Here is a 23,095-nt window from a genome sequence, read left to right as displayed (position 1 = left end):
CGCTGAATCCATCCAATCATCCACACCGCTTTGGGATCTGGGTCCCGGCGTTCGCCGGGATGAGCGGATCAAAGGGGCCCGTCCCTATTTCATCGCCGCCCGGATCTTCGCCGCCATCGCCTCGATGTCCTTCGGGTCGCCCTTCTCGTTCTCGACGAACATCAGCGGCTTGCCGGCGACGCGCGGGATGACGTGGACGTGCAGGTGCGGCACGCTTTGGCCGACGCCGTTGTTCTGGACGATCGTGAAGCCCTCCACCCCCAGGCCGTCGACCTGGGCCTGGCCGACGCGGGCGGCCACGGCCATGATCCGCGACAGGTCCTGCGGCGCGATCTCCAGCAAGTTTCGCGCTTTGGAGGTCTTGGAGATCACCAGTACGTGGCCGGGCTCGGCCGGGGCATGGTCCATGAAGGCCAGGACCTGGTCGTCCTCATAGACCTTGGGCACGGCGATCTCGCCGCGCAGGATCCGGGCGAACGGGTTGGTCTCGTCATAGGCCGCCTTCAGCGGGATCCCCGGCGTGCCGACCTTGGCCGAGGCCGGGTCGAAGCGGCCCAGCCAGCGGAGGATCTCGGCCGACAGGGCGATGCGGGCGTCCGAGAAGCTGTGGTCGGTGGCCATGCGGGTTTCGGTCAGGGCCGGCGCGCCGGCCTGGCGCGCGGCCTGGGCCAGCTTGGCGGCGCCGATGCCATGGTCGGCGCCGACCAGCAGCAGCGGACGATCGGCGATCCGGGCCACCAGGCTTTCCAGGTTCAGCCTGGAGCCGCTGGTCTCGATCTCCTTGATCAGCAGTTCGGCGCTGGTCCCGGCCAGGGGGACGGTGTCCGGGCGCAGGGCCTCGGCGGCGGCCTTGCGCGCGGCCGGGCTGGTGATCTTCGCCTTCTCGCCGCCGATGTCCCAGGCGTCGACCAGGATGGTCCCGGCCACCTTGGGGTCGGCGGACGAGGCGTCGGCGGCCATGAAGCCGCCCATGCTGTGGCCGGCCACCACGATCCGCGTCGGGTCGATGTGGTACGTGGCGACATTGGCCGGGGCGCGCAGGAAGGCCACGGCCGCCTCGCCGTCGGCGCGGGCGTTGGCGAACGAGAACTTGCCCGGGCTGCCCCACGAGCCGCGATAGTTGATCCGCATCACGTTCCAGCCGGCCCGGCGCACGGCCTGCATGATGTCGACATTGGTCTCGTTGCCCGGGAAGCCGTGCAGGAACAGCAGGGTGGGGTGGGGCGCTTCGCCGGAGGCCAGGTACATCACCGCGTTGACGCGGACGCCGCCGGTCGGAACGGTGAAGGCGGCCAGGTCGGCCGGATGGGCCGCGTCGCGGGCGGTGTCGGCGACCACCGCCTTGGGGATCGGCGCGAAGCGTGGCTCGGCCTGGGCGGGGCCAGCGGAGGCCAGAGCACTAAACATCAAGGCGGCCAAGCCGGCGGTGATCGTGCGCTTCATGCGTGAAGTCCCCCTCGATACTGCCTTGCTGTTATCCACAAAGGTGAGGAGCAGGCTAGTCCTCGCGCTTCATATGCTCGTCATCCCGGGCCTTGTGCCCGGGACCCCTCCGTCCGCCGCAGGTGCGGGAGGGGCGGTTCGCCAGCGAACCGCTTGCGCCTCACGTGTCAGCTGAACCAGGGATCCCGGGCACGAGGCCCGGGATGACGGATGTTTGGTAGGGAGGGGCGTTGAAAAGCCCCGGTTGAAATCCATCTGCAAACCGTCTATACGCCGCCCCTTCTCCGCTGGGCTCGCCCGGCGGCGATCCTGTTTGAGAACTGCGGGACGTGGGGTCACCACGCCATAATCGAGGAAGAGCCCTTCCTCGCCGTCGGGAGACAGGGATGGACAAGACCACGCTATTTCCTCCTTCACGGATGGGACGCGCGGCTGACTTTCCTTGGAACAGGCTGATGCAACTCGCGTGCGGGAGCGATCCCTCATGCGTCGGGCATTTGGCTGCCGGAATGGTCCGGCCGCTGTAATTGAGTAGGAGACCGCAATGGACCGCGCTCAAAAGCAGGAGTCGATCGAATCGCTGAAAGGCGTGTTCGAAGGCGCCGGCGCTGTCGTCGTGACCCACTACATGGGCATGACCGTTGCGGAAATGACTGAACTGCGTAGCCGCCTCCGCAAGGAAGAGGCCACGTTCCAGGTGGTGAAGAACACCCTGGTCCAGAAGGCCCTCGGTGGCTCGATCGGTGAAGCGGGCGACGCCCTGTTCACCGGCCCGGTCGCCATCGCCTTCGGCAAGGACCCGGTCTCCGCCGCCAAGATCGTCACCCAGTACGCCAAGGAAAACGAGAAGCTCAAGCTTGTCGGCGGCATCCTGGGTCAGACGACTGTTCTGGACGAAAAAGCGGTGCGGGCTCTCGCCACGCTGCCGTCGCTCGACCAGATCCGTGGCAAGCTTATCGGCCTCATCCAGGCTCCGGCGACCAAGATCGCCGGCGTCCTGCAGGCCCCGGCTGGCCAACTGGCGCGCGTCTTCAACGCTTATGCGACCAAAGACGCCGCGTAACGGTCATCTCCGCGTACATCCCTCATTCGTTTTAGGAAAATGAACATGTCCAAGCTCGAAAAGCTGGTTGAAGAACTGTCCACCCTGTCGGTCCTCGAAGCCGCTGATCTGTCCAAGATGCTGGAAGAAAAGTGGGGCGTTTCGGCCGCTGCTCCGGTCGCCGTCGCCGCCGCTGGCGGCGCCGCCGCTGCTCCGGCCGAAGCCGCCGAAGAGCAAACCGAGTTCACCGTTGTTCTGACCGCCGGTGGCGACAAGAAGATCAACGTGATCAAGGAAGTCCGCGGCGTCCGTCCGGACCTCGGCCTGAAGGAAGCCAAGGACCTGGTCGAAGGCGCTCCGCAGAACGTCGTCGAAAACGTCTCCAAGCAAGTCGCTGAAGAGATCGCCAAGAAGCTGACCGAAGCCGGCGCCAGCGTCACCGTGAAGTAATTCACGTCCCACGCTCCGGCGTGGGAACGACCTGCCGGCGTCAGTTCCGACGCCAAGATCGCGGCCCCGGAGGGAAACCTCCGGGGCCGTTGTCGTTCCGCCGGGCGACGCGTTCGAGCGATCGGCCATTGACCTGGCGGCGTGGGGACGTCATCGGGCTTGGCGGTGCGATGCAATCGAGGTGAGCATGAAGTCGGCGGTATGCCTCTATGTGCGGGACGAGGCGCGATGCATCGAGGAATGGATAGCCTTTCAGTTCGTCATCGGCTTCGACACCGTGATCGTGTTCGACAACCGGTCGCGCGACGGCACGCCGCGCCTGGTGCGGGCCGCCGGCAAGGTCCGGGACGTGCGGTTGGTGCCCTGGCCGCTGACGCTCAAGCGCTCCCAGGTCTTTGCCTACGAGGTCTGCCTGCGGCTGTTCGGCCATGAGTTCGACTGGATCGCCTTCCTGGATTCCGACGAATTCCTGGTCTTCAAGCCGGGCTACGTCTTGAGGGATCTGCTGAAGGCCAACGCCGCGGCCTCGGCGATCGCCGTGCCGTTCGCGATGTTCGGTTCGTCTGGCCACGTCCAGCCGCCGCCGGGCCTGGTGATCGAAAGCTTCACCCGGCGGGCGCGGGACGACCTGTCCGATCACCGCGTGGTCAAGTCGATCGTCAAGCCGCGCGGCGCCCACTACCACACCCCGCATTCCTTCCGCACGAAAGGACCTTACGTGCTGGCGTCGGGGCTCCCGGTTGACTGGGCGGACAACGGCGTCGTCCGCGACCCGCCCGGCTACGAGGTCTGCCAGCTGAACCACTATTTCACGCGGTCGCGTGTCCAGTGGGACGAGAAGATGCGGCGCGGCTACCGCGACATCACCCGGCCGGAGAACGATTTCGACCGCTATGACCACGATGAGGTCCTGGACGAAAGCGCCTTGCGCTTCGCGCCCGCGGTGCGAAGAGAAATGGCGGCCTATGGATAGTCGCGTCGTTCCCGGATCCGCCTCTTGATTTCCCCGCGTTCGCTCGTCCGCCGTCTCATCTGGGCCCTTGGGCTGGAGGGGCTGAGGTTCCGCCTGTGGGAAATCGGCGCGGCGAGAGCCCATCCCGGCGCCGCGCGCTTCCCGGACGGCAAGCCGATGCCGCCGGCCATCCTGCGGGTCATGGTGGTGGGGAACGCCGACCCCGACTATTTCGCCAGCTCGGGCCAGAACACCCTGGCCGAGTTCGACGCCCTGCTGTCCGCGACCGGCCTGGGCCTCGGCCAGGCCAGGACCATCCTCGACATCGGTTGCGGCTGCGGCCGGCTGGCGCGTTGGCTGCCCCCGGAAGCGGCCGATCGGCTGATCGGCGTCGACATCAACGCCAGGCTCCTGGCCTGGAGCCGGCGCCATCTGCCGGGCGCCTGGCGCCGGGTGGAGCTGGGCGCGCCCTTGCCGGTGGCCGACGCCAGCATCGAGGCCCTCTACGCCTGCTCGGTGATCACTCACCTGCGCGAGTCCACCGCCGCCGACTGGCTGGCCGACCTGAGCCGGGTGCTGACGCCCGGCGGCCAGGCGCTGATCACCTTCCACGACCTGGTCCACGCCGCGCGCGGCGGGACGCCGCCGCCCACGCTGGCCGCCGAGGGCTATGGCGTTCGGTTCGACAGCCACGAGGGCAGCAACCTGCTGTCGGCCTATGTCACGGCGGAGCGACTGGCCGAACTGGCAGGGCCGGATCTGACCCTGGTCACCCACCGGTCCAGCAGCGAGACCTTCTGCGGCCAGGCGATCGCGGTGTTTCGCAAGGTCTAGGCGGGGGGCGAGGGCCCCTATCTCGCGACCGCGCGGCCAGTTCCCGGGCCTCGCGCGGGTTTTTGTGGATAAACCCCTTTCCATCCCCATCTGGTTGTCCTATATCCGCCCGTTCACGAAGACATTCGGCGGAGCGCGCACGCGCGCGTCCGCATATTACGCCCCGAGGCGCGGTCAGCCGCCCTCCGATCCGCGCGAAGGGGCGCCCGCCAAGCTTCCGGTCCCGGTCGCCTGGCAGGGGAATTCCAGCGTCCAGCGTTCTCCTAAGCGGAGAACGGCGAGGGTGGACGCTAAGGCATTCGAATTTACGCGCGGACTCCAGTTCCGCGCCGCAGGGAAAAAACATGGCGCAATCCTTCACCGGCAAGAAGCGGATCCGGAAGTCTTTCGGCCGCATCCCCGAAGCTGTGCAAATGCCGAACCTGATCGAGGTTCAGCGCTCCTCCTACGAACAGTTCCTCCAGCGCGAAGTCCGTCCGGGCGTGCGCAAGGACGAGGGCATCGAGGCGGTCTTCAAGTCGGTGTTCCCGATCAAGGACTTCAACGAGCGCGCGGTGCTCGAATACGTCTCGTACGAATTCGAAGAGCCCAAGTACGACGTTGAGGAATGCATCCAGCGCGACATGACCTTCGCGGCGCCGCTGAAGGTCAAGCTGCGCCTGATCGTGTTCGAAACCGAGGAAGAAACCGGCGCCCGGTCCGTCAAGGACATCAAGGAGCAGGACGTCTACATGGGCGATATCCCGCTCATGACCGACAAGGGCACCTTCATCGTCAACGGCACCGAGCGGGTCATCGTCTCGCAGATGCACCGTTCGCCCGGCGTGTTCTTCGACCACGACAAGGGCAAGACCCACGCCTCGGGCAAGCTGCTGTTCGCCGCCCGCGTGATCCCCTACCGCGGCTCGTGGCTGGACTTCGAGTTCGACGCCAAGGACGTGGTCTATGTCCGCATCGACCGTCGCCGCAAGCTGCCGGCCACCACCTTCCTCTATGCCCTGGGCATGGACGGCGAAGAGATCCTGACCACCTTCTACGACGTCGTGCCCTTCGAGAAGCGCACCGCGGCCGGCGCCGAAGGCTGGGCCACCCCGTACAAGCCCGAGCGCTGGCGCGGCGTGAAGCCGGAATTCGCCCTGATCGACGCCGACACCGGCGAAGAAGTGGCTCCGGCCGGCATCAAGATCACCGCTCGCCAGGCCAAGAAGCTGGCCGACGGCGGCCTGAAGACCCTGCTGCTGGCTCCCGAGGCCCTGACCGGCCGCTACCTGGCCCGCGACGCCGTCAACTTCGAGAACGGCGAGATCTACGCCGAAGCCGGCGACGAGCTGGACGTGGCCTCGATCGAGGCCCTGGCCGCCCAAGGCTTCAGCACCATCGACGTGCTGGACATCGACCACGTGACGGTCGGCGCCTACATGCGCAACACCCTGCGGGTCGACAAGAACGCCGTCCGCGAGGACGCGCTGTTCGACATCTACCGCGTGATGCGTCCGGGCGAGCCGCCGACGGTGGAAGCCGCCGAGGCGATGTTCAAGTCGCTGTTCTTCGACGCCGAACGCTACGACCTGTCGGCTGTCGGCCGCGTGAAGATGAACATGCGTCTGGAGCTGGACGCTTCGGACGAGATGCGCGTCCTGCGCAAGGAAGACGTGCTGGCGGTGCTCAAGCTGCTGGTCGGCCTGCGCGATGGCCGCGGCGAAATCGACGACATCGACAACCTCGGCAACCGCCGGGTGCGTTCGGTCGGCGAACTGCTGGAAAACCAGTACCGCGTCGGCCTGCTGCGCATGGAACGCGCCATCAAGGAACGCATGTCGTCCGTCGACATCGACACCGTGATGCCGCATGACCTGATCAACGCCAAGCCGGCCGCGGCCTCGGTGCGTGAATTCTTCGGCTCCTCGCAGCTGTCGCAGTTCATGGACCAGACCAACCCGCTGTCGGAGATCACCCACAAGCGCCGTCTGTCGGCGCTTGGCCCGGGCGGTCTGACCCGCGAGCGCGCCGGCTTCGAAGTCCGCGACGTTCACCCGACCCACTACGGCCGCATCTGCCCGATTGAAACGCCGGAAGGCCCGAACATCGGCCTGATCAACTCGCTGGCCACCCACGCCCGGGTCAACAAGTACGGCTTCATCGAGAGCCCCTACCGTCGCGTCGCCGACGGCAAGCCGCTCGACGAGGTCGTCTACATGTCGGCCATGGAAGAGTCGAAGCACGTCATCGCCCAGTCCAACATCAAGGTGTTGAACGGCGAGATCGTCGACGACCTGGTCCCCGGCCGGATCAACGGCGAACCCACGCTCCTGCAAAAGGAGATGGTCGACCTGATGGACGTGTCGCCGCGTCAGGTGGTTTCGGTGGCCGCGGCCCTGATCCCCTTCCTGGAAAACGACGACGCCAACCGCGCCCTGATGGGCTCGAACATGCAGCGTCAGGCCGTGCCGCTGGTGCAGTCCGACGCCCCGCTGGTCGGCACCGGCATGGAAGCCGTGGTCGCCCGTGACTCGGGCGCCGTGGTCATCGCCAAGCGCACCGGCGTGGTGGAGCAGATCGACGGTACGCGTATCGTCGTCCGCGCCACGGAAGAGACCGACGCCGCCCGTTCGGGCGTCGACATCTACCGTCTGAGCAAGTTCCAGCGTTCGAACCAGTCGACCTGCATCAACCAGCGTCCGCTGGTGAAGGTGGGCGACAAGATCAGCGCCGGCGACATCATCGCCGACGGTCCCTCGACCGAGCTGGGCGAACTGGCCCTGGGCCGCAACGCGCTCGTCGCGTTCATGCCCTGGAACGGCTACAACTTCGAAGACTCGATCCTGATCTCCGAGCGCATCGTCCGCGACGACGTCTTCACCTCGATCCACATCGAGGAATTCGAAGTCATGGCCCGCGATACGAAGCTCGGTCCGGAAGAGATCACCCGCGACATCCCCAACGTCGGCGAGGAAGCCCTGCGCAACCTCGACGAAGCGGGCATCGTGGCGATCGGCGCGGAAGTGCAGCCCGGTGATATTCTCGTCGGCAAGGTCACCCCGAAGGGCGAAAGCCCGATGACGCCGGAAGAAAAGCTCCTGCGCGCCATCTTCGGCGAAAAGGCCTCGGACGTCCGCGACACCAGCCTGCGTCTGCCCCCGGGCGTCGCCGGCACGATCGTCGACGTGCGGGTGTTCAACCGTCACGGCGTCGACAAGGACGAACGCGCCCTGGCCATCGAGCGCTCGGAAATCGACCGTCTGGGCAAGGACCGCGACGACGAATTCGCGATCCTGAACCGCAACATCTCGGGTCGCCTGCGCGAACTGCTGATCGGCAACGTCGCTCTGTCGGGTCCCAAGGGCCTGTCGCGCGGCGAGATCACCGCCGCCAACCTGTCGGAGGTCCAGCCGGGCCTCTGGTGGCAGATCGCGCTCGAAGACGAGAAGGCGATGGGCGAGCTGGAAAGCCTGCGCAAGCTGTTCGACGAGAACCGCAAGCGTCTGGATCGCCGCTTCGAGGACAAGGTCGACAAGCTGCAGCGCGGCGACGAACTGCCCCCGGGCGTGATGAAGATGGTCAAGGTGTTCGTGGCCGTGAAGCGCAAGCTTCAGCCCGGCGACAAGATGGCCGGCCGTCACGGCAACAAGGGCGTGATCTCGCGCATCCTGCCGATCGAGGACATGCCGTTCCTCGCCGACGGGACGCACGTGGACGTGGTTCTGAACCCGCTGGGCGTGCCTTCGCGCATGAACGTCGGCCAGATCTTCGAAACCCACCTGGGTTGGGCCTGCGCCGGTCTCGGCAAGCAGATCACCGCTCTGCTGGAAGACTGGCAGGCCGGTGGCCAGAAGCAGGCCCTGGTCGAGCGTCTGACCGAGATCTACGGCCCGGACGAGGAACTGCCGGACACCGAGGAGGGTCTGGTCGAACTGGCTCGCAACCTCGGCAAGGGCGTTCCGATCGCCACGCCGGTGTTCGACGGCGCCCGCATCGGGGATATCGAGGACCACCTGCGCATGGCGGGTCTCGATCCGTCGGGCCAGTCGATCCTGTACGACGGTCAGACCGGCGACCAGTTCAAGCGTCCGGTCACGGTCGGCTACATCTACATGCTGAAGCTGCACCACCTGGTCGACGACAAGATCCACGCCCGTTCGATCGGTCCGTACTCGCTCGTCACGCAACAGCCGCTGGGTGGCAAGGCCCAGTTCGGCGGTCAGCGCTTCGGGGAAATGGAAGTGTGGGCTCTGGAAGCCTACGGCGCGGCCTACACCCTGCAGGAAATGCTGACGGTGAAGTCCGACGACGTGGCCGGCCGGACCAAGGTCTACGAGTCGATCGTCCGTGGCGACGACACGTTCGAAGCCGGTATCCCGGAAAGCTTCAACGTGCTGGTCAAGGAAATGCGCTCGCTCGGCCTGAACGTCGAGCTGGAGAACAGCTGATCGATCGCTCCCTCCTCTGCCCCTCTTTCCACTTGAAGGAATGGGGCAGGGGAGGGGCCTTCGATCGCCGCTCTCCAACTTTGAATTTTCGCGGGTAATCCCGCAGAAGGAACCAAGATGAACCAGGAAGTCCTGAACATCTTCAATCCGGTCCAGGCCGCTCCGACCTTCGACCAGATCCGCATCTCGCTGGCCTCGCCGGAAAAGATCCGTTCGTGGTCGTTCGGCGAGATCAAGAAGCCGGAAACCATCAACTACCGCACGTTCAAGCCCGAGCGTGACGGCCTGTTCTGCGCCCGTATCTTTGGCCCGACCAAGGACTACGAATGCCTGTGCGGCAAGTACAAGCGCATGAAGTACAAGGGCATCATCTGCGAGAAGTGCGGCGTTGAAGTCACCCTGGCCCGCGTCCGTCGCGAGCGCATGGGTCACATCGAGCTGGCCTCGCCGGTTGCCCACATCTGGTTCCTGAAGTCGCTGCCGTCGCGTATCGCCATGATGCTCGACATGCCGCTGAAGGACATCGAGCGCGTCCTGTACTTCGAATACTACATCGTCACCGAGCCGGGCCTGACCCCGCTGAAGCAGCACCAGCTGCTCAGCGAGGACGACTTCATGCGCGCCCAGGACGAGTACGGCGACGACAGCTTCACCGCCGAAATCGGCGCCGAGGCCGTCCAGAACCTGCTGAAGGCCATCGACCTCGACAAGGAAGCCGAACGCCTGCGCGAAGAGCTGGCCGGCAACCCGTCGGACATGAAGCAGAAGAAGTTCAGCAAGCGCCTGAAGATCCTCGAAGCCTTCTCCGAGTCGGGCAACCGCCCCGAATGGATGGTGCTGACGGTCGTGCCGGTGATCCCGCCGGAACTGCGCCCACTGGTGCCGCTGGACGGCGGCCGCTTCGCGACCTCCGACCTGAACGACCTCTATCGCCGGGTCATCAACCGCAACAACCGCCTCAAGCGCCTGATCGAGCTGCGCGCCCCCGACATCATCATCCGCAACGAAAAGCGGATGCTGCAAGAATCGGTGGATGCGTTGTTCGACAACGGCCGCCGCGGTCGCGTCATCACCGGCGCCAACAAGCGTCCGCTGAAGTCGCTGGCCGACATGCTGAAGGGCAAGCAAGGCCGCTTCCGCCAGAACCTGCTGGGCAAGCGCGTCGACTATTCGGGCCGTTCGGTCATCGTCGTGGGTCCGGACCTGAAGCTGCACGAGTGCGGCCTGCCCAAGAAGATGGCTCTGGAGCTGTTCAAGCCGTTCATCTATGCGCGCCTGGACGCCAAGGGCCTGTCGGGCACCGTCAAGCAGTCCAAGCGCATGGTCGAGCGCGAGCAGCCCCAGGTGTGGGACATCCTCGAAGAGGTGATCCGCGAGCACCCGGTGATGCTGAACCGCGCGCCGACGCTTCACCGTCTGGGCATCCAGGCGTTCGAGCCGAAGCTGATCGAGGGCAAGGCCATCCAGCTTCACCCGCTGGTCTGCGCCGCGTTCAACGCCGACTTCGACGGCGACCAGATGGCCGTCCACGTCCCGCTGAGCCTCGAGGCCCAGCTGGAAGCGCGCGTCCTGATGATGTCGACCAACAACATCCTGTCGCCCGCCAACGGCCGACCGATCATCGTGCCGTCGCAGGACATCGTCCTGGGCCTGTACTATCTGTCGGTGGCCCGCGAAGGCGAACCGGGTGAAGGCAAGATCTTCAGCGACATCGCCGAGATCGAAGCCGCCATGGACGCCGGCGTCGTCAGCCTGCACGCCAAGATCAAGTCGCGCTTCACGGAAATGGACGCCGACGGCGTCGTCCGTCGCCGGGTGATCGACACCACCCCGGGCCGGATGAAGATCGCCGCCCTTCTGCCGCAGCACACCGCGATCGGTCACCGACTGATCGAGAAGGCGCTGACCAAGAAGGAAATCGGCAACCTGATCGACGTCGTCTACCGCCACTGCGGCCAGAAGGCGACGGTGATCTTCGCCGACCAGATCATGGGTCTGGGCTTCAAGGAAGCGGCCAAGGCCGGCATCTCCTTCGGCAAGGACGACATCATCATCCCGAAGCGGAAAGAGGCGATCGTCGCCGAAACCCGCACCCTGGCCGAGGAGTACGAGCAACAGTACGCCGACGGCCTGATCACCAAGGGCGAGAAGTACAACAAGGTCGTCGACGCCTGGGCCAAGGCCACCGATCGCGTCGCCGACGAGATGATGGCCGAGCTGCAGACCAAGCATAAGGACGAGAACGGCCGCGAGAAGGAAATCAACGCCATCTACATGATGGCCCACTCCGGCGCTCGTGGTTCGCAGGCCCAGATGAAGCAGCTCGGCGGGATGCGCGGCCTGATGGCCAAGCCCTCCGGCGAGATCATCGAGACCCCGATCGTCTCGAACTTCAAGGAAGGCCTGACCGTTCAGGAGTACTTCAACTCGACCCACGGCGCCCGTAAGGGCCTGGCGGACACCGCGCTGAAGACCGCCAACTCCGGCTACCTGACCCGTCGTCTGGTCGACGTGGCGCAGGACTGCATCATCGTCGAGGAAGACTGCGGCACCACGCGGGGCATCACCCTGCGCGCCGTGGTCGAGGGCGGCGACGTCCTCGTCTCGCTGGGCATGCGCGTCCTGGGCCGCTTCTCGGCCGAGGACATCAAGGACCCGGCGACCGGCGAGATCGTCGTTCCGGCCGACACCTACCTGACCGAGAACATGGCCGACGCCATCGAAGCGGCGGCCGTGCAGTCGGTGAAGGTGCGTTCGGTCCTGACCTGCGAAGCCAAGGTCGGCGTCTGCGGCGCCTGCTACGGCCGCGACCTGGCCCGTGGTACGCCGGTCAACATCGGTGAAGCGGTCGGCGTCATCGCCGCCCAATCCATCGGCGAGCCCGGCACCCAGCTGACGATGCGGACCTTCCACATCGGCGGCACCGCCCAGGTGGCCGAGCAGTCGTTCTTCGAAAGCAGCAACGACGGTACGGTTCGCGTCCAAGGCGCCACCGTCACCGGCGCCGACGGTTTCCTGGTCGTCATGAGCCGCAACACCTCGGTGAGCGTGCTGGTCGACGGCAAGGAGCGCGAGAACTACAAGCCGCCGTACGGCGCCCGCCTGAAGATCAAGGACGGCGACAAGGTGAAGCGTGGCCAGCGTCTGGCCGATTGGGACCCCTACACCACCCCGATCATCACCGAAGTGGCCGGCAAGATCCGCGCCGAGGACCTGGTGGACGGCTTCTCCGTCCGCGAGGAAACCGACGAAGCCACCGGCATCGCGCAACGCGTGATCGCCGACTGGCGGACCTCGGCCCGCGCCTCGGACCTGCGTCCGGCCATGGGCGTCCTCGACGACAGCGGGGCCTATGTGCGCCTCGCCAACGGCGGCGAGGCTCGCTACCTGATGTCGGTCGGCGCCATTCTGTCGGTGGCCGACGGCGATACGGTGAAGCCGGGCGAGGTCATCGCGCGGATCCCCACCGAAGGCGCCAAGACCCGGGACATCACCGGTGGTCTGCCGCGCGTCGCCGAACTCTTCGAAGCTCGCCGTCCCAAGGACTGCGCGGTCATCGCGGAAATGGACGGCCGTGTCGAATTCGGCAAGGATTACAAGAACAAGCGCCGTATCAAGATCACCCCGGAAGTCGACGCTGACGGCAACCAGGGCGAACCGGTCGAGTTCTTGATCCCCAAGGGCAAGCACATCGCGGTGCACGATGGCGATTTCATCGCGCGCGGCGAGTACATCATCGACGGCAACCCGGATCCGCACGACATCCTGCGCATCCTGGGCGTCGAGGCCCTGGCCAACTTCCTCGTGGACGAAATCCAGGAGGTCTATCGACTGCAGGGCGTGCCGATCAACGACAAGCACATCGAGACGATCGTTCGTCAGATGCTGCAAAAGGTCGAGATCCTCGAGCCCGGCGACACCGGCCTGATCAAGGGCGACCACCTGGACAAGCCGGAGTTCTACATCGAGCAGGACAAGGCGGTCGCCCGTGGCGGCCGTCCGGCCACCACCCAGCCGGTGCTGCTCGGCATCACCAAGGCGAGCTTGCAGACCAAGAGCTTCATCTCGGCCGCGTCGTTCCAGGAAACGACCCGCGTCCTGACCGAAGCCTCGGTGCACGGCAAGACCGACACCCTGGAAGGCCTGAAGGAAAACGTCATCGTGGGTCGCCTGATCCCCGCCGGCACGGGTTCCTACCTGCGCAGCCTGCAGCGCGTCGCCGCCAAGCGCGACGAGCAGCTGGCCCAGCAGCGCGAAGAAGCGATGGAGCCGCTGCCCGCGGTCATCGCCGAAGCCAACTAAGGCTTTCGCGGCAACGAAACGGAACGGCCCGGGAGCGATCCCGGGCCGTTTTGTTTTGTTCCTCCCCCTGTGGGGGAGGTGTCGGCGGAGCCGACGGAGGGGGAGCTCAATAACGGCTGTCATCCCGGAAACGGCGAAGCCGTTATCCGGGACCGCCGGAAGCGCCGAGCCCTGGCGTCGGTCCCGGATCTTCGCGCTGCGCGCTCGTTCGGGATGACAACCGTTATTACTCCCGCAACACCGCCAGCCGTTCCAGCCGCGGCGCCGCGTAGTCCAGGAACGCCCGCACCAGCGGCGGCATGAACCGCCCGCCCGCCGTCAGAAGTTGCACCGGCAGGGGCGGCGGTTCGAAGTCGCGCAGCAGCCGCACCAGCCGGCCCGCCGCCAGGTCCTCGGCCACCTGGTAGGACAGGGCCCGCCCGACGCCCCGGCCGGCGCGGATCGCCGACAGGGCCGCCTCGACGTGGTTGATCTGCAGCCGGGGCTCCAGCCGCACGGCCCGGACCCGCCCCTGGGCCTCGAACCGCCATTCCGGCGTCGCCGAGATCACGGTGGTCAGGATGGTGTCGTGGGCCGCCAGGTCGGCCGGCTCCAGCGGCACGCCGCGCCGGGCCAGGTAGTCGGGCGAGGCCACCACCAGCCGGCGCACCGCGCCCAGCTTGCGGACCAGCAGGGTGGAATCGGCCAGCGGACCGATGCGCAGCGCCACATGCAGCTCGCCCTCGATCAGGTCCAGATTGCGGTCGTGCAGGGTCAGGTCGGCCCGGACGCCCGGATGATCGGCCAGGAAGTCGCTGACCACCGGCGTCAGGTGGCGGCGGCCGAACACCGTCGGGCCGGTGACCCGCAAGGTCCCGCGCACGGCGTCCGGGGCCGGGGCCCGCAGGGCGATCTCGTAGTCGGCCAGCAGCCGGCGGGCCCGGTCGGCCAGGTCGCGGCCGGCCTCCGTGGGGGCCAGGCGACGGGTGGTGCGCTCGATCAGCCGCGCGCCCATCCGTTCCTCCAGCGCCGCCAGGGCCCGGGTCATGGCGGCCGGAGACTTGCGCAGCTTGCGACCGGCGGCGGCCAGTCCCCCGGCGTCGATCACCGCCACCAGCATGGCCAGTTCGTCGAGACGGTCCATGGGTTGTGTATCCTCGTTCGGCCTACCCCACGCCCGTCTCCCCGACGAAGGTCGGGGCCCAGGTGAAACCCACGAGCCGCTCAGGATGAATCTGGGTCCCGGCCTTCGCCGGGAAGACGGAGGTGGAGGGTTTCGACTATTCCGGATATCGCAATTATATCTTTCAAATCTGCTAAATTCATTCCGAAAACCACAACAGCCAATATCCCTTCATCGCAATCGAAGGGGATCTCCCATGACCAAGTCCGAAATCGTCCTGCATGGCATGGGCCTGTCGGGTCACACCCACCGGGTGGCGCTGATGCTGAACGCCCTGGGCCTGCCCTACCGGTTCGTGGACGCGCCCGGCGACGTGCGCGCCTCCGCCGCCTTCCGGGCGCTGAACCCGCTGGGCCAGATCCCGGTGCTGCAGGACGGCGACCTGACCCTGGCCGACAGCAACGCCATCCTGGTCTATCTGGCCCGCCGCTACGCGCCCGAGGGCCCCTGGTTGCCGGAAGAGCCCGTGGCGGCCGCCGCCGTGCAGCGCTGGCTGTCGATCGCCGCCGGCGAAGTGATGCACGGCCCGGCCATCGCCCGGATGATCAGCCTGTTCGGCTTTCCCGACGACCCGGCCCGCGCGGCGCTCATCTCCGAGCGGGTGCTGACCTTCATGGACGGCCACCTGGCGGGCCGGACCTTCCTGGCCGCCGACCACGTCACCCTCGCCGACCTGGCCTGCTACAGCTATGTGGCCCACGCCCCGGACGGCGGCGTGGCGCTGGAGCCCTATCCCGCCGTGCGCGCCTGGCTGGCGCGGGTGGAGAGCCAGCCCTGGTTCCAGCCCATGCCCGACTTCGTTCCGAAGGCCGCCTGAGATGGAAGCCGAGATGGACGGTGTGTTCCACCCCGGCGAACTGGCCGCCCAGACGCGGGCCGGGGTGGGATCGCCCGGTAGCGGCGGCATCCGGCCGTTCATGCCCGACCAGCACCGAGAGTTCTTCGCCCTGCTGCCCTATCTGTTCCTGGCCACGGTGGACGAGGACGGCTGGCCGGTCGCCACCGTGCTGACCGGGGAGGCGGGTTTCGTCCGCAGCCCCGACCCCACGACCCTGAGCGTCGCCGCCCGGCCCCGGGAGGGCGAGCCGGGCGGCGAACTGTTCCGCCCCGGCCAGCCGTTCGGGGCGCTGGGCCTGGACTTCGCCACCCGCCGCCGCAACCGCGTCAACGGCGTGATCACCGAGGCGGAGGAGGGCGGGCTGACGCTGCGCGTGCTGCAGAGCTTCGGCAACTGCCCGCAATATATTCAGACCCGCGCGGTGGAGCCGGGCCCCCCCTCCACGATCCCCGCCGAGGCCATCGCCTTCCCGACCCCGGACGCCCTGGCCCAGATCGCCCGCGCCGACACCCTGTTCGTGGCCACGGTCGCGGGTGGCCGGAACGGCGGCGTCGACATCTCGCACCGCGGCGGCCTGCCCGGCTTCGTCAAGGTCTCGGGCGAGGTGCTGACCATCCCCGACTTCCGGGGCAATCGGTTCTTCAACACCCTGGGCAACCTGATGCTCGACCCGCGCGCCGCCTTGCTGTTCGTCGATTTCGAGACCGGCGACCTGCTGCACCTGCAAGGCCGCGCCGAGATCGATTGGGACGCGCCGGGCGACGGGGCCTGGCCCGAGGGCGTGCAGCGCCAATGGCGCCTGCGGGTCGAGCGCGCCTGGCGTCGCCCGGCCGCCCTGCCGCTGCGCTGGGCGTTCGGCGACTACTCGCCGATGAGTCTGGCCACCGCCGCCTGGAACGCCGCCTGAGGGGGCTGTCTCCCATGAAGGGTGTCCTCCACCTCCGTTTTCCCGGCGAAGGCCGGGACCCAGATTCATCCGGGGTGGCTCGTGGGTTTCACCTGGGCCCCGACCTTCGTCGGGGAAACGGAAAAGAGGGCGGCGGTCCGAGGTTGAACAAACAGGCTACCGCTGCTCGCTCTCCCGCGCGGCCTTCTTCCGGCGTTCGTCGGCCTTGTCCGCGTCGTCCAGGCGCTTGAGCTGTTGCGAGGCGCCTGACCTCTGCCGGCCCAACCCGTCCTGCTCGGCGCCCAGCACCCAGGGAATCTCCTTCATCGTGCCAGGACCCTCGCGGCTGCGATGGTCGACGCCGATCCCCATTGGCGCGTCGCGATAGGCGCGGTCGGCCTGCTGGCGGATGGCCTGTCGGTCGAGGGCGCGGCGCTTGGCCGGGTCCATCGGCGCGTCATAGACCGGAGCGCCCGGGGGAATGTTTCCCAGCCGCTCGTCGCAATGTTCCTGTTCGCGGCGGTTGAGGCCGACGGCCCGGGCGTTGGCGCAGCCGACGCCGCTGCCGCGCAGGGCGGTGCGCAGGTCGCCGCGCGGTCCGGCGGGCAGGGGGGCGGGATGGATGCCGGTCGGCCGGGTCGGCGGGCCGGGAGCCGGAACGGGCGCGACGCCCAGCGGCGTCACCGACGACGGCGCGACCAGACGCGGCGCGCGCGGCTTCAACGGCGAGACGGACGCCGCGCGGTCCGGACTGGCGGCGATGGTCGGCGCGGCCCGGCGCGGGACGGCGCTGCGCTCCAGGGTCACCGTGATGGCGTCCTCGTCGTTCGAGCGGTCCGGAAAGCGCGCGCCCGTCGACCAGGCCAGGGCGGCCAGGATCGCCGCGTGCAGCATCACCGACCCGGCCAGGACGGCGCCGTTTCTCAACCGGGTTCTGCGCGCCGCGAACTGGACCAAGAACAAACTCGACAGGAACTGGGGTGGTCAGACTTTCCACCAGGAGTGGCGAAACCATGGCCGCTGAACGCTAGATGGGAAGGGCGACCGCGCGCTAGTAGGGTTTGCGCAGGTCCGCCTCCGGCGTCAGCGACCCGTTGGGCGGCTGGATGAAGCACGGGCCGGCCCGCAGGGCGTTGGGCGGACCCTTGGGCGCCTTGCGTGCGTTGGGGCCGAACTTCACCGAGCAGCCGACGCGCGGGCCGTGGCCGGAATTGGCGCTGGCGTCGGCGTCGAACATCCCGGCGCCGCCCCGCGCCGTCAGCGGAACCATCGGACCGCCATGGTCGTAGGCCTGGGCCACGGCGTCGTAGTAGGCGCGCTTCCCCGGATCGATCGGGGCCGGCAGGAAGGGGGCGTCGCGGGCCTGGGCGCCCAGCTTCTCGGCGCAGCGTTCGCGCTCCTCGCGGTTCAGCCCGACGGCCCGGGCGTTGGCGCAACCGACGCCGCCGCGGCGCAGGGCGGCGCCCAGATCGCCGTTGGCCTTGCCGGGCGCCGGTCCCGAAGCGGAGGCCGTTGGGGCGGGGGCGATGGGAAGGACCGCGACGGCCTCGGCGGTCGGGGCCTGTCGTGGCGCGCGCGGCCGTGGGCTCAACCTCGCCGGTCCCGACGACGAAGCCCCGCCGGTCGCGCGCCGGGGGCGCTCCAGGGTGACATCGATGGCGCCCTCGTCGGTGGACCGGTCGGGAAAGCGCAGGGCGACCGGCCAGGCCAGGAAGGCCAGCACCGCCGCGTGCAGCCCCACGGCGGCGACCAGCACCGCGCCACGCTCGCGCCGACGAAGACGTCTCTCTGACAGGCGCAAGGCGGTCTCTTCACGCGGGTGGACAGGTCCCAGGCTTGCCATCCCAAGTGGCGAAAGCGTGGCCGTTAGGGCCCCATTAACCGACGCAAACGCCGCGATTGACGTCGGAAGCGTTCGCGAGTAGTTTCCGCGCTCTTTTCGAGGCGGACCTTGTCCGTCCTGATGAGCGCCCGTCCCTAACCCGACGGATAGCCCGCCGGAACGCCACCCGCGTCCCGGCGAGTTTCGTGTTTATCAGGTCCCCCTCCGGGGCCGAGAAAGCCGGAAGAAAAACAACAAGGACCCGAAGCGCTTCGGCCGACAGGCACACGCTTCCATCAGAGCAGAGACTGAATGCCTACCGTCAACCAGCTCATCCGCAAACCGCGCCAACCTAAGCCGGTCCGGAACAAGGTGCCCGCCCTGAAGGGCTGCCCTCAACGTCGCGGCGTTTGCACGCGCGTCTACACGACCACCCCGAAGAAGCCGAACTCGGCTCTGCGTAAGGTCGCCAAGGTCCGTTTGACCACCGGCATCGAAGCCGTTTGCTACATCCCCGGCGAAGGTCACAACCTGCAGGAGCACTCGGTGGTGCTCATCCGCGGCGGCCGCGTCAAGGATTTGCCCGGCGTCCGCTATCACATCCTGCGCGGCGTCCTCGACACCCAAGGTGTCAAGGATCGTAAGCAGCGTCGTTCGCTCTACGGCGCCAAGCGTCCGAAGTAAGGAAAAAGAAGTATGTCCCGCCGCCGTCGCGCCGAGAAACGCCAAGTCCTGCCGGACCCCAAGTTTGGGGACCTGATTGTCACGAAGTTCATGAACTACGTGATGTACGAGGGCAAAAAAGCCGTCGCCGAAAACATCATCTATGGTGCTTTCGACATCCTGGAAAACAAGCGCAAGGACCAAGGTCCGCTTGAGACCTTCCACTCCGCCCTGGACAACGTCGCCCCGGCGATCGAAGTCCGGTCGCGTCGCGTTGGCGGCGCCACCTATCAGGTGCCCGTGGAAGTCCGTCCGGACCGTCGTCGCGCCCTGGCCATCCGCTGGCTGGTGACCGCCGCGCGCAAGCGTGGCGAAAACACCATGACCGAAAAGCTGGCCGGTGAACTGCTCGACGCTTCCAACAACCGCGGCACCGCGGTGAAGAAGCGCGAAGACACCCACAAGATGGCTGAAGCCAACCGGGCGTTCTCGCACTACCGCTGGTAACCTTTCTTACCAGCACTCTTTCAGGCGCGGGCGGTTTGAGATAAACCGCCCGCGCCGCACGTTTAAATGTCCCCGCCCAACCATCCGGGCGAGGCAGTCAACAGAGCTAGACCATGGCCCGCCAGCATAAAATCGAAGACTACCGTAACTTCGGCATCATGGCGCACATCGACGCCGGGAAGACGACGACGACCGAGCGGATCCTGTATTACACGGGTAAGTCGCACAAGATCGGCGAAGTCCACGACGGCGCCGCGACCATGGACTGGATGGACCAGGAACAAGAGCGCGGCATCACCATCACGTCGGCCGCGACGACCGCTTTCTGGAAAGACAAGCGCCTCAACATCATCGACACCCCCGGACACGTCGACTTCACGATTGAAGTCGAGCGCTCGCTGCGCGTGCTCGACGGCGCCGTCGCGGTGCTGGACGGCAACGCCGGCGTCGAGCCGCAGACGGAAACCGTCTGGCGTCAGGCCGACAAGTACAAGGTTCCGCGCATCGTCTTCGTCAACAAGATGGACAAGATCGGCGCCGACTTCGACAAGTCGGTCGAGTCGATCCGCGACCGTCTGGGCGCCAAGGCCGTGCCGATCCAGTTCCCGATCGGTTCGGAAACCTCGCTGAGCGGCCTGGTCGACCTGGTCCGCATGAAGGCCGTCATCTGGGACAACGACGCCCTGGGCGCCAACTTCCGTGACGAGGAAATCCCGGCCGACCTGCTGGCCAAGGCCCAGGAGGCTCACGCCTATCTGGTCGAAGCCGCCGTCGAAATGGACGACGAGGCGATGGAAGCCTATCTGGGCGGCGAAGAGCCCTCGGAAGCCGTGCTGAAGAAGTGCATCCGCAAGGCCGTGCTGGTCGGCGCCTTCTATCCGATCCTCTGCGGCTCGGCCTTCAAGAACAAGGGCGTGCAGACGCTTCTGGACGCCGTCGTCGACTACCTGCCGTCGCCGCTGGACATCCCGCCGACCAAGGGCATCGACTTCAAGACCGAAGAAGACGTCGTGCGTCACGCCTCGGACGAAGAGCCGCTGTCGGTTCTGGCGTTCAAGATCATGGACGACCCCTTCGTCGGTTCGCTGACCTTCTGCCGGATCTATTCGGGCAAGCTGGAAACCGGCATGAGCCTGCTGAACGCCACGCGCGACAAGCGCGAGCGCGTCGGCCGCATGCTGCTCATGCACTCCAACAACCGCGAAGACATCAAGGAAGCCTATGCCGGCGACATCGTCGCCCTGGCCGGCCTCAAGGACACCCGCACCGGCGACACCCTGTGCGATCCCCTGAAGTCGCCGGTCATCCTGGAGCGCATGGAATTCCCGGCCCCGGTCATCGAGATCGCCGTGGAACCCAAGTCCAAGGCCGACCAGGAAAAGCTGGGCGTCGCCCTGGCCAAGCTGGCCGCCGAGGATCCGTCCTTCACCGTCTCGACCGACTTCGAAAGCGGCCAGACGATCCTGAAGGGCATGGGTGAACTGCACCTGGACATCAAGATCGACATCCTGAAGCGGACCTACAAGGTCGAAGCCAACATCGGCGCGCCGCAGGTTGCCTATCGCGAAAGCCTGGGCCGCAAGGTCGACATCGACTACACCCACAAGAAGCAGACCGGTGGTACGGGCCAGTTCGCCCGCGTCATGATCACCTTCGAACCGGGCGAGCCGGGTTCGGGCTTCGTGTTCGAGAACGACATCGTTGGCGGCGCGGTGCCGAAGGAATACATCCCCGGCGTCGAAAAGGGCCTGATGTCCGTCAAGGACAACGGCCTGCTGGCCGGCTTCCCGCTGATCGACTTCAAGGCGACCCTGACCGACGGCAAGTACCACGACGTCGACTCCAGCGTGCTGGCGTTCGAAATCGCGTCGCGCGCCGCCTTCAAGGAACTGCGTGAAAAGGGCGCTCCCAAGCTGCTCGAGCCGATCATGGCCGTCGAGGTCGTGACCCCGGAAGAGTACCTGGGTTCGGTCATCGGTGACCTGAACGCCCGTCGTGGCATGATCCAGGGCCAAGACATGCGCGGCAACGCCACGGTGGTGAACGCCTTCGTGCCGCTGGCCAACATGTTCGGCTACGTGAACACCCTGCGCGGCATGAGCCAGGGCCGCGCCCAGTTCACCATGCAGTACGACCACTACGAGCCGGTGCCGCAACACGTCGCCGACGAAGTGATCAAGAAGTACGCCTAAGCTTTTCCTTCGGGAAAAGCGGACTTAAGAGTCCGGGTGGATCCCCTGATCCGCCCGGAGCCACCCCAGAAATCCAATCCATCGCAGACCCCTCTGGGGTCGGAGCTAGAGAAAAATGGCCAAGGAAAAGTTCGAACGTAACAAGCCGCACTGCAACATCGGCACGATTGGTCACGTTGACCATGGCAAGACGACGCTGACGGCGGCGATCACCATCACCCTGGCCAAGTCGGGTGGCGGCAAGGCGATGAACTACGCCGACATCGACGCGGCTCCGGAAGAGAAGGCGCGCGGCATCACGATCAACACGGCGCACGTCGAGTATGAGACGGCCGCCCGTCACTATGCGCACGNGATTGGTCACGTTGACCATGGCAAGACGACGCTGACGGCGGCGATCACCATCACCCTGGCCAAGTCGGGTGGCGGCAAGGCGATGAACTACGCCGACATCGACGCGGCGCCGGAAGAAAAGGCCCGCGGCATCACGATCAACACCGCGCACGTGGAATATGAGACGGCCAACCGTCACTACGCGCACGTCGACTGCCCCGGCCACGCCGACTACGTGAAGAACATGATCACCGGCGCGGCGCAGATGGACGGCGCGATCCTGGTGGTTTCGGCGGCCGACGGCCCGATGCCGCAGACCCGCGAGCACATCCTGCTGGCCCGTCAGGTCGGCGTGCCGGCCCTGGTCGTCTACATGAACAAGGTCGACCTGGTCGACGACGAAGAACTGCTCGAGCTGGTCGAGATGGAAGTGCGCGAGCTGCTTTCGTCGTATGACTTCCCGGGCGACGACATCCCGATCACCAAGGGCTCGGCCAAGGTGGCGATCGACGGCGGCAACCCGACGATCGGCGAAGAGTCGGTGCTGGCGCTGATGCAGACGGTCGACGACTACATCCCGCAGCCGGCCCGTCCGCTGGACCTGCCGTTCCTGATGCCGGTCGAAGACGTGTTCTCGATCTCGGGCCGCGGCACGGTGGTGACCGGCCGGATCGAAAAGGGCATCGTCAAGGTCGGTGAAGAAGTCGAGATCGTCGGCATCCGCCCGGTCCAGAAGACCACCTGCACGGGCGTCGAGATGTTCCGCAAGCTGCTGGACCAGGGCCAGGCGGGCGACAACGTCGGCGTGCTGCTGCGCGGCACCAAGCGCGAAGACGTCGAGCGCGGCCAGGTGCTGTGCAAGCCGGGTTCGATCACCCCGCACACCAAGTTCGTGGCCGAGGCCTATATCCTGACCAAGGAAGAAGGCGGCCGTCACACGCCGTTCTTCACCAACTACCGTCCGCAGTTCTACTTCCGCACCACCGACGTGACCGGGATCATCAAGCTGCGCGAAGGCGTGGAAATGATCATGCCGGGCGACAACGCCGAGCTGGACGTCGAGCTGATCACCCCGATCGCCATGGATCAGGGCCTGCGCTTCGCCATCCGCGAAGGCGGCCGCACGGTCGGCGCCGGCGTGGTGGCCAAGATCGTCGAATAGTCTTCGACCTTCTGAAGTCTCTACCGAACTAGCCAAGGCCCCGGGGGAAACCCCGGGGCCTTTTGCATTCCTCCCCCTTC

Annotated in this window: 16 protein-coding genes and 1 pseudogene; 13 read left to right on the top strand and 4 right to left on the bottom strand. The window is 66.7% G+C overall.

Features of this window, described 5'->3' with window-relative positions; translation table 11 throughout:
- Positions 1-84: 84 nt before the first annotated feature.
- Positions 85-1,443 (bottom strand): alpha/beta fold hydrolase, encoded by a 1,359-nt coding sequence (locus tag ASD79_RS09125; protein ID WP_056720788.1) that lies wholly within the window; start codon positions 1,441-1,443, stop codon positions 85-87.
- A 544-nt stretch (positions 1,444-1,987) separates the two neighbouring features.
- Between ASD79_RS09125 and rplJ the strand changes: the two genes are divergently transcribed.
- The 6 genes from rplJ to rpoC all read left to right on the top strand — a co-directional run bounded on the left by rplJ (position 1,988) and on the right by rpoC (position 13,450).
- Positions 1,988-2,506, top strand: coding sequence for a 50S ribosomal protein L10 (rplJ, locus tag ASD79_RS09120; protein WP_056720786.1), 519 nt, complete (start codon positions 1,988-1,990; stop codon positions 2,504-2,506).
- A gap of 45 nt (positions 2,507-2,551) precedes the next feature.
- On the top strand, positions 2,552-2,935 hold the full coding sequence (gene rplL, locus ASD79_RS09115; RefSeq protein WP_007661543.1) for a 50S ribosomal protein L7/L12: 384 nt from the start codon (positions 2,552-2,554) through the stop codon (positions 2,933-2,935).
- A 187-nt stretch (positions 2,936-3,122) separates the two neighbouring features.
- Positions 3,123-3,908, top strand: coding sequence for a glycosyltransferase family 2 protein (locus ASD79_RS09110; protein ID WP_056720784.1), 786 nt, complete (start codon positions 3,123-3,125; stop codon positions 3,906-3,908).
- A 24-nt stretch (positions 3,909-3,932) separates the two neighbouring features.
- Positions 3,933-4,721 carry a class I SAM-dependent methyltransferase gene (locus ASD79_RS09105; RefSeq protein ID WP_056720783.1) on the top strand — a complete coding sequence of 263 codons (789 nt, stop codon included), beginning with the start codon at positions 3,933-3,935 and terminating at the stop codon, positions 4,719-4,721.
- A 344-nt stretch (positions 4,722-5,065) separates the two neighbouring features.
- On the top strand, positions 5,066-9,148 hold the full coding sequence (rpoB, locus tag ASD79_RS09100; protein WP_056720781.1) for a DNA-directed RNA polymerase subunit beta: 4,083 nt from the start codon (positions 5,066-5,068) through the stop codon (positions 9,146-9,148).
- A 117-nt stretch (positions 9,149-9,265) separates the two neighbouring features.
- Positions 9,266-13,450, top strand: a complete 4,185-nt coding sequence (rpoC, locus tag ASD79_RS09095; protein WP_056720779.1) for a DNA-directed RNA polymerase subunit beta' — start codon at positions 9,266-9,268, stop codon at positions 13,448-13,450.
- A 226-nt stretch (positions 13,451-13,676) separates the two neighbouring features.
- On the opposite strand, the gene ASD79_RS09090 is transcribed toward rpoC, so the two are convergent.
- Positions 13,677-14,573: a LysR family transcriptional regulator gene (locus ASD79_RS09090; protein ID WP_056720776.1), complete on the bottom strand. Its 897-nt coding sequence runs from the start codon at positions 14,571-14,573 to the stop codon at positions 13,677-13,679.
- A gap of 235 nt (positions 14,574-14,808) precedes the next feature.
- Here ASD79_RS09090 and ASD79_RS09085 point away from each other — a divergent pair, with 235 nt between their 5' ends.
- Together ASD79_RS09085 and ASD79_RS09080 are read left to right on the top strand one after the other, a co-directional pair.
- A complete protein-coding gene (locus ASD79_RS09085) occupies positions 14,809-15,429 on the top strand; it encodes a glutathione S-transferase (RefSeq protein WP_056720774.1) in 621 nt (206 codons plus the stop codon).
- Position 15,430: 1 nt separating this feature from the next.
- Positions 15,431-16,357, top strand: coding sequence for a pyridoxamine 5'-phosphate oxidase family protein (locus tag ASD79_RS09080; RefSeq protein WP_235524380.1), 927 nt, complete (start codon positions 15,431-15,433; stop codon positions 16,355-16,357).
- A 156-nt stretch (positions 16,358-16,513) separates the two neighbouring features.
- On the opposite strand, the gene ASD79_RS09075 is transcribed toward ASD79_RS09080, so the two are convergent.
- Both ASD79_RS09075 and ASD79_RS09070 read right to left on the bottom strand, forming a co-directional pair.
- Positions 16,514-17,293: a hypothetical protein gene (locus ASD79_RS09075; RefSeq protein ID WP_056721634.1), complete on the bottom strand. Its 780-nt coding sequence runs from the start codon at positions 17,291-17,293 to the stop codon at positions 16,514-16,516.
- 94 nt (positions 17,294-17,387) lie between these two features.
- Positions 17,388-18,137, bottom strand: coding sequence for a hypothetical protein (locus ASD79_RS09070; protein WP_056720772.1), 750 nt, complete (start codon positions 18,135-18,137; stop codon positions 17,388-17,390).
- A gap of 333 nt (positions 18,138-18,470) precedes the next feature.
- Here ASD79_RS09070 and rpsL point away from each other — a divergent pair, with 333 nt between their 5' ends.
- The 5 genes and pseudogenes from rpsL (at position 18,471) to tuf (ending at position 23,015) form a co-directional block, all read left to right on the top strand.
- Positions 18,471-18,842, top strand: a complete 372-nt coding sequence (gene rpsL, locus ASD79_RS09065; protein WP_007661566.1) for a 30S ribosomal protein S12 — start codon at positions 18,471-18,473, stop codon at positions 18,840-18,842.
- Positions 18,843-18,854: 12 nt separating this feature from the next.
- Positions 18,855-19,328, top strand: a complete 474-nt coding sequence (gene rpsG / locus ASD79_RS09060) for a 30S ribosomal protein S7 (protein WP_007661568.1) — start codon at positions 18,855-18,857, stop codon at positions 19,326-19,328.
- A gap of 113 nt (positions 19,329-19,441) precedes the next feature.
- Entirely contained in the window at positions 19,442-21,520 is a 2,079-nt protein-coding gene (fusA, locus tag ASD79_RS09055; RefSeq protein WP_056720770.1) for an elongation factor G, read from the top strand.
- Positions 21,521-21,635: 115 nt separating this feature from the next.
- Positions 21,636-21,873 (top strand): annotated as a pseudogene (locus ASD79_RS25515) (GTP-binding protein); the annotation flags it as partial.
- Between the two features lie 2 nt (positions 21,874-21,875).
- Entirely contained in the window at positions 21,876-23,015 is a 1,140-nt protein-coding gene (gene tuf, locus ASD79_RS09050) for an elongation factor Tu (RefSeq protein WP_235524379.1), read from the top strand.
- Positions 23,016-23,095: the final 80 nt, after the last annotated feature.

It is taken from the genome of Caulobacter sp. Root655, from assembly GCF_001427665.1.
Lineage (GTDB): Bacteria > Pseudomonadota > Alphaproteobacteria > Caulobacterales > Caulobacteraceae > Caulobacter.
The sequence above is the reverse complement of the archived record's forward strand: the minus strand, read 5'-3'. Positions and strand labels throughout refer to the sequence as shown.